Consider the following 11,364-nt stretch of genomic DNA (forward strand, 5'->3'; position numbering starts at 1 on the left):
CCATGACGTTTCTGACTCTGCCGGAAGTGCCGCCCACCGTGTAACTAGTGGGGAAACACGGGAGGACAGGACATGAGCGAACAGAAGCAATCGGCCCAACGGACGCTGCTCGGCGATCCCGGCTTGCCGGGAGCCGGGCTGTCGGTGGCGGTGGTGGTGGTGCTGGTACTGGCGGCGATGGCTGCGGTGATCGGCTTCCTGCGCCTGCCCGATTCAATGCTGGGGGTCGGCCTTGTCGGCATTGCGGTGTTCCTCGCCGTCGGCGCACGCATCTGCCAGGCGCGCGACCAGCACCAGGCGTTGTACCGCCTGCTGGGCAAGCGCCCCCCGCCGTAGCGAGGGCCGCTACAGTGCTCAGGGCTTCGGCCAGTCCAGCTCAACCACCAGCGGGAAGTGGTCGGAGGGCAGCACGCCGTCGATGCGGCGGTCATCGGTGAGGAAGCTGCGCGCGTGGAAGCCGCGCACCAGCACCCAGTCCAGCTCGGCGGTCGCCGTGCCGGTGAAGTTGTGGAAGGTCAGGCGCGGACCCTGCGGCGACTTGACCTGGGTGCGCGTGTCCTGCAGCACCCGGGTGAAGGCCTGGTAGGTGCCGCCGCCGGGCTCGCTGTTGAAATCGCCGGTCAGCACCACCGGCAGATCGGAAGGCAGTGCGGCCACGCGCGTGGCGATCAGTTCGGCGCCCTTGATCCGCCGCGGTTCGTCTTCGTCGCGGTAGGGCAGGTGGGTGTTCATGAAGTAGAAGCGACGGCCATCATCCAGGCGGCGGAACACCGCCCAGGTGACCATGCGCGGGAACAGGTTGCCCCAGCTGATGCTGCCCGCAACGTCAGGTGTATCGGACAGCCAGAAGTTGCCGGACTGCTCCACCGCCAGCACCTTGCTGTCGTAGAACACGCCCATGTGCTCGTCGCCGCTGCCCCCGCGGCGGCCTTCGCCGAACCAGCGATAGTCGGGCAGCTGCTCGGCCAGGTAGTTGGCCTGTTCCAGCACCAGTTCCTGGGTACCGATCACGGCCGGGTGTGCCTGCTGGATCACCTTGACCATGGCATCGCGGCGATCTTCCCAGCGCTTGCCAGGGTCGGTATCGGCCGGCGTACGCACGTTGAAGGACATCACCTTCAGCGGCGCGGGCGAGGCTGCCCAGGTGACGGCAGGCAGTGCAAACGCCAGGAGTGCGCAGAGCGCGGACGTGCGGAAGCGTGACAACATCGTGGAATCCCTCCATTCCATGAAAGCGGTTTCATGGAGGATGCCATGGAAGGCAAGGGCAGCGGTATGCCGGGACAGGCGGCTGCAAGGGCCGGGCGGACGGCGAGCGACCGCCCGGCAGATGCCACTGGGCGATCAGGGGTCGTACATCATCCCGTTCTCGTCGCGGTTGTAGTGGTCGCTGGCCACGCGGGTGCCATCGTCATAGACCACATACAGCGTGCAACGCTGGTGGATGCCGAAGCCGGCACGGAAGGGCACGCACTCTTCCTGCAGGCCGACCTCTTCGGCGGCAGTTGCCGGCGCTGAAGGCACCAGCCCGGCAAGCGCCAGCACGGCACCGAATGAACACGCGAACAGTTTCTTGTGCAGCATCATTGATCACTCTCCTTGTAGTCGAGGTGCTGTGCAGATCAGTCTGCCGGGAGGTACCACTGACCGTTCTGGTCGATCCAGTACACCGACGTGAAAACGGTGCCATCTGCCAGAGTGCGGGTAACTGTGCAGCGCTGATGCACGAGGTTTGGCCCCAGTCTTACGGGCACGCAATCGGTCGTCGATCCGGGAGACCCGGCCGCGTGGCTGCTTGCCGGTACCATACTGCCCACTGCCAACATCAATGCGGCCATCGAGGCCAGTTGCAGTTTCATCAGCATCATCCTTGCTTCTGCAATCGCGCACATGCGCCTGGCCTGTTTAGCATGCGACCGCAGCAGCCGGAAGTGTCGCGCCTCGTTCAGTCGCCGATCTCACCGCGCCGGCCGGCGGCCCGCACTGCCTGTGCGGTGGTCGCCACGCCCAGCCGCTGGCGTGCCCTGCGCAGGTGGTTTTCCACGGTGCGCGCGGACAGACCAAGGGTGGCAGCGATGTCGGCCTGGCGACGACCGGCGGCAACCCAGCGCAGGACCTCACGCTCGCGCGCGCTGAGTGTGCCGGCAGGCACAACCGCCGGGGCGACAGAAAGCCGATGCGCCGCACGGAAGGCGGCGGTGCCGATCAGCTCCAGCAGCAACCGTGCCGATGGAGATGCGTCGATCGTGCGCCCGCCCCAGCTGACCGCCCCTTCCAGGCCGGTTGCACCGAACACCGGCACCTGCAGGCCGTGCAGTCCTTCGCCCCGCGGTTGCCGCACGACCTGGTAGCGCTCGCCGCGCACGCCTTGCTGCTTGCTCCAGAAGAAGGGCGCATCGCTGTCCAGCACATGGCGATTGACCGGGCACGCATGCAGGTAGTGCGCCATGTCAGTGCTGGCGGCCTCACCGAACCAATCGCCATCGATCCAGTACAGGCGCTGCGCGCCGCGTTCCAGATCGGTGCCGGTGGCGAACATCAGCGTGCGGTCATAGCCCAGCGGCGCGCCGGTGCTGCGCAGCAACGCGCCGACCGCCGCCAGCGAACGCGCGCGCTCCAGCACCAGCAATGACGGCACCACGCTGTCCATGTCGATCAGCGCGTGGCCAGCGCATCCAGCAGGGTGCGCGCGGCCAGCTTGCCCAGCGCATTGCCCGCCAGCGGGCTGTCGCCGGTCAGCAGCAGACGGTCCTGCATCACGCTGCCGTCGATGCCCTCGTTGACGATCTGCACGCCCTGCTGGGCCAGACGCTCACCGAAGAACCAGGGCAGTTGACCGGGCATGTAGCCGATATCCGGGGTCTGCCGGTCCATCGCATCGGGGAAGGCGCAGATCCGATGGCCACGGAACAATGAACCGCCATCGGCTTCATCCACGCCCGCCGCCAGCAACGCGGCAGGACCGTGGCAGAGGGTGATGATGTGGCGCTGATGGTCCATCGCCCACTGCAGGGTGGCCTTCACTGCGCGACTTTCCGGCAGGCCGATCAACGCACCGTGACCACCGGGAATGAACACTGCGGCATAGTCCGAGCCGGCATCCAGCGCGGCCGCCACGTCATCCAGGTGCAGAGGCTGGCGGAAGCGTGATTCGTAGCGCTCGTACAGTCCGCCGATCTCGCGGTCCTCGCCTGGGAACGCCCACCACTCGAACTTCACCGGGTTGCCCGACAGCGTGGCCACGTCGATCCCGAAACCGGCCTTGTCCAGGTGATACATCGGCAGCAGCGTCTCCACCGGATGGTTGCCGGTGGAGAACAGATGGCCGTTGGCGGTAGGCAGGTAACGTTCGTCGGCGGCGATCATCAGCACCTTCCAGCGCCCGTCACGGCGGGCGTCCGGATAGTCCGCACCGGACAGATCGGTGGTTGCCGAAGTGAACTGGGACAGCGAGTACGGCGACGGGAAAAACGCATCGCGCTCGGCCGGATCGGGGCTGGGCTGGCGGCTGGGCTCTGAGGTGTTCATGTGGACCTCCTGCGGAAGAGAGTGGTCAGCTTAGCCAGAGCGATGCGTACGCACGATGAGGGTTTTCCCCCAATGCGATCAGGCAGGCTGCGCTTGCTGAACCCGCTGATAGGCGTCGTCCAGCAGTGCCAGGAAGGCCTGTCGCTGTGCGGCATCAAGCACCACCGCGCGCTCGAATGCATCCACGCTCGCACTCCAGTCCACCAGTGTGTCGTCGTTGTAGAGGGTCTGATGCCGTTCCCATGCCCCGCCCGCCTTCAGGTACAGCCACTTGTCGAACAGGTGCAGCGAGCTGCCGTTGTCCAGTTGCAGGGGACGGGTGGTCCTGGTGTGGGCCAGCAGGCTGCGCAGTGCAGGTGAATCGTGAAGCTGGCCTGCCCAGACGTGGTTGCCGAGATGTTGATCGGCAAAGCGCAGGATCGCCTGGTGATCGTCCTCCAGCCCGGCCTCGTAGAGTGCCTGCGGCACCCGCAGGTGTCGGCGATCGAACAACCACTTCAGTACCAGCGTTGCCGCCTGCGGGGTGGTGTTGTGTTCATTGCCAGGGTCGAAATCATGATGGCCGATGAACTCGCGGTCCTCGCGCAGATTGAGCTGGATGGTGTCCACGCGCTGCCTGCGCTTGCAGAACCAGAGCTTGATTTCCACGTCCCCGGTCAGCGGCTTTTCAAAGTAGACCGTATCGCCGAATTCTTCCATCAGGCCGTTGAAATACGCCAGGCAGTCCTGGAGTGTGGCTGCAGGCTGCACGTATCCGTCCCAGAAGCCTTCGGGCTTTGGCGGATTGCCCTTGGGCCGGCGACTGAACAGGGTGGCGGACTTGAAGTGGCTCAGCAGGCTGCCACGCGCTCCGCTGGTGGGCGGATAGAAGCGATCGTTGATGATGTCGAAGGCGAAGTAGAACTCCATGTCGTGGAGCTTGTCCTTGACTGACTTCTGCCCCTGGTTCGCGCTGATCGTGGCCGGCGGCTTGCCGATACCGTGCTGTGCGAACCATGCCTGCAGATGAGCGTCTGAGCCTTTGCTGCCGAGCAGTTCGACCAGTGTTGAGATATGCATTCCATTGCCTCGTTGTTGGTGGCCCGGTCGGAAAAGCGCGGGCCAGGGTTGCTGGATTTCGTGTGCTACTTCGCCGGCAGAGGATGGACCTCCATGTCCTCATGCAGGATGCGGCGAAGTTCGACGATGGCCGGCGTAGCTTCCTGCACGCTGTGACCGGACACGATCACCTTTTCCGAAACGGCATGTGGCAGGTGCGAACTCCAGTACGGCACCAGTCCATCGTCGGTCTTTTCCAGCGGACCTTCGGCCTGGGTGCGCGCGATGATCGAGTGGTAACGCACCTTCGGCGATATCGGTAGATCGGCCACGGCCTTGACGAAGGCATCGTCCTTGTCCAGGTTCTGGATGCTGTTCATCTGGTAGCCGTGCTTGTCGTCGTTGCGCTCGACCTTGCCGTCGTTTGCCAACGTCGCGACATCCTCCAGCACGGTCAGCGGCAGGCGCACGAAGCGGCCCAGCCAGCGTCCCAAGCGCGTGCCTGCGACATCGGTGCCGCGATGCGGGGTAGCGATGAACACCACCCGCGAGATTTCCGGCTCCGGCTGGAATGTCAGCACCGGTGCGCCCTTCGTACGCAGCAGTTCGCGCTGCGCCGGAGTCATCTGCGCGGTCGCCAACAGGGTATCGACCAGATGGTCGCCGGAGGAGGACACCATCAGCCGCGAAATCACCCCGCCCATGCTGTGGGCGACCACCACCATGTCGTGCGAGGCGAGCGCCTGGCCGCTCGGGTCGAAGTGCCGCAGCGTGTCGTGCAGGATCCGCCGGATCTCATCGTGGCTGAGCGCGATCGGCATGTTGGTCGGGTAGTAGAACTGCCAGATCTGGAAATCGCCGCGGATCTCATCGTCGCGCATCAGTTCGTTGGCCACGTTCACCCACGCTTCCGGGCTGCTGGCCAGGCCATGGATCATCAGCAGCACGCGGCGGTTCGGATCGTACGGCTGCATCATGAACAGGTGCGGTTTTTCGATGCCGCCCTTGCCACCGAACAATGTACGCAGCGATTGCCGGCTGAAGTTGGAGCGGGCCAGCCACAGCGCGTAGCCGGCGGTGAAGTTCGCCGCCAGCGGCACCTGCTCGCCATGCAGTTCCACCACCGCCACCTGGTAGGGGTCGTGGATCTCCAGTTCCGGCTCGTCGTCGTGCAGCACTTCCCACAGGTTCTTGCCCGAGAAGCGCAGCAGCACAGTCATCGACGGCGACGGCATCTCGCTCCAGTCGCGCTCGGTCGCCGGTGCCGTGCCTGCAGCGGCCGCCGCCAGTCCTGTGCTGGCCGGGTCGGCCATCACCGCCACCAGCTCGGCACCGAAGCCATCGCGTCGATGCACGCTGCGCAGGGTGCCGGTGAAGGACATCGATGCAGCCGGTACCAGTTCGATCGGTTCGCGCGTGTCCGCTGCCGCGCCGTCATCGGCAGGCGCCAGCACGAAGGTCCAGCGGCCCAGCTGGAACCGCCCGTTGTGGTTGCGCACCTGCTTGCTCGAGTAGGCCTCGAACAGCAGCACGGCGGATTCCTGCACGGCCAGATTGTAGTAGTCGCGCACCTGGGTCTGGCGGTCTTCGAAGCCACGCTGGTTGGCGGTGCGTTCGGTGAAGAACAGATACGCATAGGACTGCCGTGCGATCTGCATCCACGCATCCAGGCGCGGTTGCAATGTCGGGTCGGGCTGGGCAGTCGCGGCCTTGCTGCGCGCCACCGACGCCGATTCGCGCTTCGGCGCCGGCATCGTCATCGCGTACTGCACCCACAGCTCGGCCAGCGACGAGCGCTTGTCTTCCTCGCGGACGACGATGCTGGCCTCCATCGCCTCGATGCACGGCAGACCCGGCTTGGCGCAGGCGCCTTCGTCCAGGCCTGCCACGCGCAGGGTCTCGGTGGTGGCCGCGCTGAGCTTGCCGCTGGTGAGGATGTCACCGCGCTTGAGCGCGATGTATTGGCCCGGCGTGACCGTGCCCACCTGCACCGATGGGCCGAACTGGCGCAGCGTCGCGCACCCGCTCAGCGTGAGCAGGGCAATGAGGATGAAGGTGGTGTGGCCGATGAAGCCGATGCCTGTTCTTGCCATGTGGACTCCCTGCGCTGGCGCCACTCTAGCGGCAGACGTGTCAACGCGGAAGCAGGGCTCAGCTGGGTCATTGCGGGCCGACGTGTGGGGCCAGCGTCGGCGTGTGACACTGGTTCGGACATCCGACGCCGGGACGGCCGATGCGATTGCTGGAAACCCGTATTCCCCCACCTCTTGTAATGCTGCTGTGCGGTCTGCTCGGTCTCGGCATCAGCGGCTGGCTGCCCGCAGCGGAATTGCCAACGCCGTGGTGGGTCGCGGTGGCAGTCATGATCGTTGGGCTGCTGATGAACCTGTTGCCCAAGTTGGCCTTCCAGCGCGCGGGTACCACGGTCAATCCGATGCGGCCGGCGTCATCCACGGCTCTGATCACCAGAGGGGTCTATCGTTATACGCGCAACCCCATGTATCTGGGGCAAGCCGCGTTCCTGCTCGGAGGCATGCTGTATCTGCAGAACCTCTTGGCACTCGCAGTGGTGCCGTTGTTTGTCCTGTACATCACGCGCTTTCAGATCCATCCGGAAGAGCGCGTTCTTGGCGAGCGTTTCGGCGCCCAGTACAAAGCGTTCCGGCAGCAGGTCCGGCGCTGGCTGTAGCGCCCGGGCCGGCTCTTCAGTTGATCATCGGTCCGGTCACGGATGGATCTGGCAGGTCACCGAGGCCGAATAGCCCTCGTAGTCGTCAGCGGCCCCCACATGCAAGGTGTGCGTGGCATCAACCTTCTTGAGGTAGGAGGGCGCTTCGGTCTCGGCCTCCTCGTTGACCGTCGTCACACCCCAGGATCGGGCCAAACGCTGGTGATCGACACCCTTCAGATACACATGCAGGCTCTTGTAGGGCTTGGAAATGCTCACGTCCGCGCTGGCCACGGTGCCTCCGAACAACGCCACCGGCTTGTCCTTCGGCTCGAACACGCTGCCGGGATCGCGGGTCAGTCCGGCGGCATGGAATGCCTGCTCCACCTGTGCTTCGGTGAAATCGGAGCCGGCCTTGCAGGCCAGCAGAGCTTCCAGTGCAGCGGTGCTGGAAGCAGGAGGTGCGGCAACAGCGGCGGTCGATACGGCCAGGCCCAGCAGCAGGGCGATCAGCGGGGTGTTCATTGCAGGTCCTTCTGGAATTCGCGGGGAGGCGAGGGGGGCGTGCTGTCAGCCCCTCGCATGCCCGGAGTGTGGGGGAGGGCGGCTTGGCCGGGCAAGCCCCGGCGGCGGCCACTGTCCGCGCGAGGCTTACACCATGCGTACACCGGCCGCGTCGGTATCGACAGTGATGATCTCGATCAGCGCCCACAGCCCGGTGATGACCACGCCGATGATCAGCCAGCCCAGCAGCAGGGTGATCAGCAATTGGGCGATGCCGCGACCGTGGTAGCCGGCATAGAAGTTGTGAATGCCCAAACCGCCCAGGAACAGGCCCAGGAGAATGTAGGCAACGCGGGTACGGGCGACAGGCTGCGGTTGTGCGTGCGGAGCGGCGTAGACCTGTCCCGCACGCAGCGGTGGCGGTGACGGCAATTTCGATCCGACCGGGGCGCCGCAGCCCACACAGGCGGTTGCCTTGTCACTGACCTCGCGGTCGCACTCCACACAATTCACCAACGCCATCGTTCTGCTCCGTGTCCTGGGCAGGTTGTCCGCCGGTCCAACGGGCAGTATCGGCGCTGCCCGGAAAATCTGGAACGGCCGGAGAGCGGCCAACAAAAAAGCCAGACCCCAATCGACGGGAGATCTGGCTTTTCGTGCCCCGAAGGGCGGTACAAATGGTGGAGGTGGGCGGAATTGAACCGCCGTCCGAAGGCACTCCATCCCCAGCACTACATGCTTAGCTCACCGTTGAATCTCATCCCGGGACAGCACGGCGTGCAAAGCGCATCCAAGGACCAGCCTGTTGTGTTCTTGTGCCGGACTGACAGGCAGCCGCCCAGCGCGATTCCATGATAATGACTCTACGCTGCGAGCATGGACACAAGCAGTTTCGAGGCTCCGCCTAAGTCGGCAGAAGGTCACGCACCGCAGTTTTTAGGCTGCGAGGGCGACCGGAGCGTAGTTGTCGTCGTTGGCAACTAGAGTTTTGCAGCTGGATTTACGAGGAAAGCTACCCCCTCGGCATGCGCCAGGCGACTTCACAACCCCCGTCGAAACCAATGCACCCCCGGTTTCTTCAAGTATTGCAAGGCTTTCAGGCCCTTGGTTGACCAAATGTTGACCAAGAACCCGCCTAACGATGTGGATGGTACGGCAATCTTCCTGAACAGTCACGCGCCCAGGGACGAGGCCGGGACCGTTCAGTCGCCGCTGCCGTCCAGCAGCAGGCTCCGGGGCAGGGGGGCAGTCAGCGGATTCCAGACCGCCGCGGCCTTGGCGCCGGCATCGGGGACCATCGAAGGAATCCACCGGCCGTACTTCTTGGCGGTGATCGTCCAGTCGCGGTGCCCCATCTGCCTCGCCACCCACATGACGTTCTCGCCCGCGCTGAGCGCCTGAGAGGCGAAGGTGTGGCGCATCTGATACGGGTACCGGTACCGGACGCCGGCCTTGCGCAGCGCGCGCTGCCATTCGCCGGCACGGATGCTCTGGTCGGACCCCCATCGGGCATGTGTCCTGGGATCGTGGAAGACGAACTCGCCGGCGGTGGCGGTGTGGGCCCGCTGAGCCTTCAGGGCGTCGATCGCCGGCTGCAGTAGCTGCACCTCGCGAACGCCAGATTCGGTCTTGGGGGCTTTCATCTTGCCCATGACCCAGGCGCGCCGGATCTTGACCGTGCCCTTGCGCCAGTCGATGTCCGACCAGCAGAGACCGATCATTTCGGAGGTGCGCAGGCCCGTGGCGAAGTTGAACTGGCAGTAGTTGCGGACCTGGTCTTCGCGGCAGGCGGCCAGGATCGCCTGGACTTCCTCCGGTGTGAAGGGATCGACCTCTTCCCGAGCGTTGGCCTTGGCACGCCGCTTCACCCTGAAACCGTCCAGAGGGTTGCTCGGGATCAAGTCATCGGCCACGGCCTCATCGAGGGCACCGCGGAGCGGGCCCAGGACGTTGTTGATGCGCTTGGCCGAGGTCGACTCGTCGAAGGTGGCCACCAGCTCCTTCAGCGCGATTCGGTCGAAGTCACGCAGCGCGATCGTTCCGCATCGCGGCACCAGGATGTTGTCGACGATGCGGCGGTACCCAATCAGGCTGCTGTGCTCGAGCTCAGGCTCCTTCTGTGCCAGCCACCGTGTCAGCACCTGCTCCAGGGTGTCCAGGGCCGCCGGCTTCGCCGCCACCTGCACCGCGCGCTTGCTGCCGGGGAAGTGGGTGGCATAGTCGAACGTGCCCTTCTCGATCTCGACCTTGATCTGCCCCAGCAGGTTCTCGCAGTACCGAAGGTTCCGTGCGGTAGGAGGGAGTTTGATCCGCTCACGGCACCGCTTGCCCCGGTAGTAGAAGTCTATTGCGATGCTGCTCTGTGTAGCTGGCCTGACGCCGCCTTGCCGTGCATTACCCACTCTTCGTACCCCTCCAGGTCGATCAGGTTTCTTCCATCTGGCGCCTTGAAGAACACGGCGCCCTCCAGCCAATCGCCACGCTTGATCTTCGAGTTGATGGCATCGACCGTGTAGCCGGTCAGTGCCTCGAACTGCTTGAGCGTGACGAATCGGACCGGCCGCAGGTTCGCGGGGGATCCGGTCCTCGACAATCCTCGTGACGAGGGTCCGTGGTTACTCATGGGGCACCACCTGCAGGCTCCACAGGACCGATGGGCGCTCGTCAGGGCCATGGAAGGGCGCGCGCTGCACCCGGCCGGTCTTGGCCAGCTGGTGCAGGTAGCTGCTGACGCGGTTCGAAGGCAGCTGCAGTTCGGCGGCCAGCTCGCCGGCCAAGCCCGGCCCCTCCTGCAGCAGCTGCAGAATCCGGGTGGCAGTGCCATCAGCAATGCCTGCATCAGCCATGGTCTGCCTCAGCCGCTGCCAGGTGGCCCGGGCAACCGGTGCCGGTGTAGTCGAAGCCCTCACAGGGAGCGAGCGGGATGACCCTGCGGCCATTGGCCAGGTGGTCGGTCAGCACCCGCCGAGCTTCGGCTGCAGTCACCGGCTCACCGGGCGGATTCCGCTGGAAGAGCCCGTCAAGATCCTGATCGGTCATGTTCGCCAGTGCGCCGGCGACGTCCAGGTGCACGTGGTAGTGCACGGGCAGGCGGTCAGAAGTATTCATGCGGCGGGCTCCTGGTGTTCGGTGCTGCGCTCGGCAGCATTCAAGGCGGCGCGCCGCTGGGCGAAGCCGCGGCAGGCGCTGATGGCGTTGCCGTGCTCGTCGACGGCCTCGTGGCAGAGGAAGGGGCGTTCGCCCGGGGTGGAGCAGTAATCGGCGTCTTCCGTGGTCGGGAGGCACTGGTTGGCCACGGTGCCGGCGCGGAACGCACAGCCGCCGCAGAGCGGGCCAGGGTCGATGCCGGCGGCCAGCACGATGCCGTTGAGGGCGCCCAAGATGCAGGGCATGTTGATGCGCTCGGCCTCATGCGGCCACACGTGGCCCTGCAGCACCAGTAGGTCCTTGGCCTGCTCGCCAGCGTTGTAGGCGACCTGGTTGGCCAGGCCAATGAACTCGCCGAATAGATCGACCATGGCGACGTTGCCGATCTGTTCCGCCAGGCGTCGCAGCGCCGGCCGGCGGAGATCCATGGGAACCGCGGCGATCGCTCGCAGCTCCCTGGCTATGTCGGGGTGAATGTT

At 65.2% G+C, this 11,364-nt stretch carries 16 protein-coding genes and 1 other RNA gene; 2 read left to right on the forward strand and 15 right to left on the reverse strand.

All coding sequences use genetic code 11. The features are described 5' to 3' along the window. The first annotated feature begins 72 nt into the window (after positions 1 to 72). Positions 73 to 336 carry a hypothetical protein gene (locus ACFX4F_RS03495; protein ID WP_099820167.1) on the forward strand — a complete coding sequence of 88 codons (264 nt, stop codon included), beginning with the start codon at positions 73 to 75 and terminating at the stop codon, positions 334 to 336. Positions 337 to 354: 18 nt separating this feature from the next. Here ACFX4F_RS03495 and ACFX4F_RS03500 read toward each other — a convergent pair whose 3' ends face one another. The 7 genes from ACFX4F_RS03500 to ACFX4F_RS03530 form a co-directional block, all read right to left on the reverse strand. Beyond that, positions 355 to 1,209, reverse strand: a complete 855-nt coding sequence (locus tag ACFX4F_RS03500; RefSeq protein ID WP_380652317.1) for an endonuclease/exonuclease/phosphatase family protein — start codon at positions 1,207 to 1,209, stop codon at positions 355 to 357. 135 nt (positions 1,210 to 1,344) lie between these two features. Then, complete coding sequence (locus tag ACFX4F_RS03505) at positions 1,345 to 1,584, reverse strand: hypothetical protein (RefSeq protein WP_240196786.1); 240 nt, start codon at positions 1,582 to 1,584, stop codon at positions 1,345 to 1,347. A gap of 38 nt (positions 1,585 to 1,622) precedes the next feature. Next, complete coding sequence (locus ACFX4F_RS03510; RefSeq protein ID WP_099820216.1) at positions 1,623 to 1,859, reverse strand: hypothetical protein; 237 nt, start codon at positions 1,857 to 1,859, stop codon at positions 1,623 to 1,625. A gap of 86 nt (positions 1,860 to 1,945) precedes the next feature. Continuing rightward, the gene (locus ACFX4F_RS03515; protein WP_380652320.1) at positions 1,946 to 2,650 is read right to left on the reverse strand and encodes a PA1136 family autoinducer-binding transcriptional regulator; all 705 of its coding nucleotides are present in this window, start codon (positions 2,648 to 2,650) and stop codon (positions 1,946 to 1,948) included. 5 nt (positions 2,651 to 2,655) lie between these two features. Then, positions 2,656 to 3,528: a glyoxalase III HchA gene (hchA, locus tag ACFX4F_RS03520; protein ID WP_380652323.1), complete on the reverse strand. Its 873-nt coding sequence runs from the start codon at positions 3,526 to 3,528 to the stop codon at positions 2,656 to 2,658. A 78-nt stretch (positions 3,529 to 3,606) separates the two neighbouring features. After that, the gene (locus ACFX4F_RS03525) at positions 3,607 to 4,587 is read right to left on the reverse strand and encodes a hypothetical protein (protein WP_380652326.1); all 981 of its coding nucleotides are present in this window, start codon (positions 4,585 to 4,587) and stop codon (positions 3,607 to 3,609) included. A gap of 65 nt (positions 4,588 to 4,652) precedes the next feature. Further along, complete coding sequence (locus ACFX4F_RS03530; protein ID WP_099820173.1) at positions 4,653 to 6,659, reverse strand: triacylglycerol lipase; 2,007 nt, start codon at positions 6,657 to 6,659, stop codon at positions 4,653 to 4,655. 140 nt (positions 6,660 to 6,799) lie between these two features. On the opposite strand from ACFX4F_RS03530, the gene ACFX4F_RS03535 reads away from it, so the two are divergent. Next, positions 6,800 to 7,255: a methyltransferase family protein gene (locus ACFX4F_RS03535; RefSeq protein ID WP_380652329.1), complete on the forward strand. Its 456-nt coding sequence runs from the start codon at positions 6,800 to 6,802 to the stop codon at positions 7,253 to 7,255. A 36-nt stretch (positions 7,256 to 7,291) separates the two neighbouring features. On the opposite strand, the gene ACFX4F_RS03540 is transcribed toward ACFX4F_RS03535, so the two are convergent. From ACFX4F_RS03540 to ACFX4F_RS03575, 8 genes are all read right to left on the reverse strand, one after another. Further along, positions 7,292 to 7,759 (reverse strand): hypothetical protein, encoded by a 468-nt coding sequence (locus ACFX4F_RS03540; RefSeq protein ID WP_380652332.1) that lies wholly within the window; start codon positions 7,757 to 7,759, stop codon positions 7,292 to 7,294. Between the two features lie 126 nt (positions 7,760 to 7,885). Next, positions 7,886 to 8,260: an NINE protein gene (locus tag ACFX4F_RS03545; protein ID WP_380652335.1), complete on the reverse strand. Its 375-nt coding sequence runs from the start codon at positions 8,258 to 8,260 to the stop codon at positions 7,886 to 7,888. Positions 8,261 to 8,416: 156 nt separating this feature from the next. Further along, positions 8,417 to 8,809, reverse strand: a transfer-messenger RNA (tmRNA) gene (ssrA, locus tag ACFX4F_RS03550). A gap of 131 nt (positions 8,810 to 8,940) precedes the next feature. Beyond that, entirely contained in the window at positions 8,941 to 10,140 is a 1,200-nt protein-coding gene (locus ACFX4F_RS03555) for an Arm DNA-binding domain-containing protein (protein WP_380652338.1), read from the reverse strand. Beyond that, positions 10,083 to 10,361 carry an excisionase gene (locus ACFX4F_RS03560; protein WP_095377434.1) on the reverse strand — a complete coding sequence of 93 codons (279 nt, stop codon included), beginning with the start codon at positions 10,359 to 10,361 and terminating at the stop codon, positions 10,083 to 10,085. Before ACFX4F_RS03560 ends, ACFX4F_RS03555 begins: the two co-directional genes overlap by 58 nt. Further along, complete coding sequence (locus ACFX4F_RS03565) at positions 10,354 to 10,584, reverse strand: winged helix-turn-helix domain-containing protein (RefSeq protein WP_380652341.1); 231 nt, start codon at positions 10,582 to 10,584, stop codon at positions 10,354 to 10,356. Before ACFX4F_RS03565 ends, ACFX4F_RS03560 begins: the two co-directional genes overlap by 8 nt. Beyond that, positions 10,577 to 10,846, reverse strand: coding sequence for a hypothetical protein (locus ACFX4F_RS03570; protein ID WP_380652344.1), 270 nt, complete (start codon positions 10,844 to 10,846; stop codon positions 10,577 to 10,579). The genes ACFX4F_RS03565 and ACFX4F_RS03570 overlap by 8 nt, the downstream gene beginning before the upstream one ends. After that, on the reverse strand, positions 10,843 to 11,313 hold the full coding sequence (locus ACFX4F_RS03575; protein WP_380652347.1) for a hypothetical protein: 471 nt from the start codon (positions 11,311 to 11,313) through the stop codon (positions 10,843 to 10,845). Before ACFX4F_RS03575 ends, ACFX4F_RS03570 begins: the two co-directional genes overlap by 4 nt. Positions 11,314 to 11,364 lie beyond the last annotated feature (51 nt).

Source organism: Stenotrophomonas sp. YIM B13575 (genome assembly GCF_042787595.1).
GTDB lineage: Bacteria > Pseudomonadota > Gammaproteobacteria > Xanthomonadales > Xanthomonadaceae > Stenotrophomonas > Stenotrophomonas lactitubi_B.

Bases quoted from the DNA above. Each gene is read 5' to 3' on its own strand.
- ACFX4F_RS03570 (WP_380652344.1), bottom strand. From the start codon at position 10,846: ATGAATACTTCTGACCGCCTGCCCGTGCACTACCACGTGCACCTGGAC.
- hchA (WP_380652323.1), bottom strand. From the start codon at position 3,528: ATGAACACCTCAGAGCCCAGCCGCCAGCCCAGCCCCGATCCGGCCGAG.
- ACFX4F_RS03505 (WP_240196786.1), bottom strand. From the start codon at position 1,584: ATGCTGCACAAGAAACTGTTCGCGTGTTCATTCGGTGCCGTGCTGGCG.
- ACFX4F_RS03560 (WP_095377434.1), bottom strand. From the start codon at position 10,361: ATGAGTAACCACGGACCCTCGTCACGAGGATTGTCGAGGACCGGATCC.
- ACFX4F_RS03565 (WP_380652341.1), bottom strand. From the start codon at position 10,584: ATGGCTGATGCAGGCATTGCTGATGGCACTGCCACCCGGATTCTGCAG.
- ACFX4F_RS03540 (WP_380652332.1), bottom strand. From the start codon at position 7,759: ATGAACACCCCGCTGATCGCCCTGCTGCTGGGCCTGGCCGTATCGACC.
- ACFX4F_RS03535 (WP_380652329.1), top strand. From the start codon at position 6,800: ATGCGATTGCTGGAAACCCGTATTCCCCCACCTCTTGTAATGCTGCTG.
- ACFX4F_RS03530 (WP_099820173.1), bottom strand. From the start codon at position 6,659: ATGGCAAGAACAGGCATCGGCTTCATCGGCCACACCACCTTCATCCTC.
- ACFX4F_RS03510 (WP_099820216.1), bottom strand. From the start codon at position 1,859: ATGAAACTGCAACTGGCCTCGATGGCCGCATTGATGTTGGCAGTGGGC.
- ACFX4F_RS03500 (WP_380652317.1), bottom strand. From the start codon at position 1,209: ATGTTGTCACGCTTCCGCACGTCCGCGCTCTGCGCACTCCTGGCGTTT.
- ACFX4F_RS03525 (WP_380652326.1), bottom strand. From the start codon at position 4,587: ATGCATATCTCAACACTGGTCGAACTGCTCGGCAGCAAAGGCTCAGAC.
- ACFX4F_RS03575 (WP_380652347.1), bottom strand. From the start codon at position 11,313: ATGGATCTCCGCCGGCCGGCGCTGCGACGCCTGGCGGAACAGATCGGC.
- ACFX4F_RS03545 (WP_380652335.1), bottom strand. From the start codon at position 8,260: ATGGCGTTGGTGAATTGTGTGGAGTGCGACCGCGAGGTCAGTGACAAG.
- ACFX4F_RS03515 (WP_380652320.1), bottom strand. From the start codon at position 2,650: ATGGACAGCGTGGTGCCGTCATTGCTGGTGCTGGAGCGCGCGCGTTCG.
- ACFX4F_RS03495 (WP_099820167.1), top strand. From the start codon at position 73: ATGAGCGAACAGAAGCAATCGGCCCAACGGACGCTGCTCGGCGATCCC.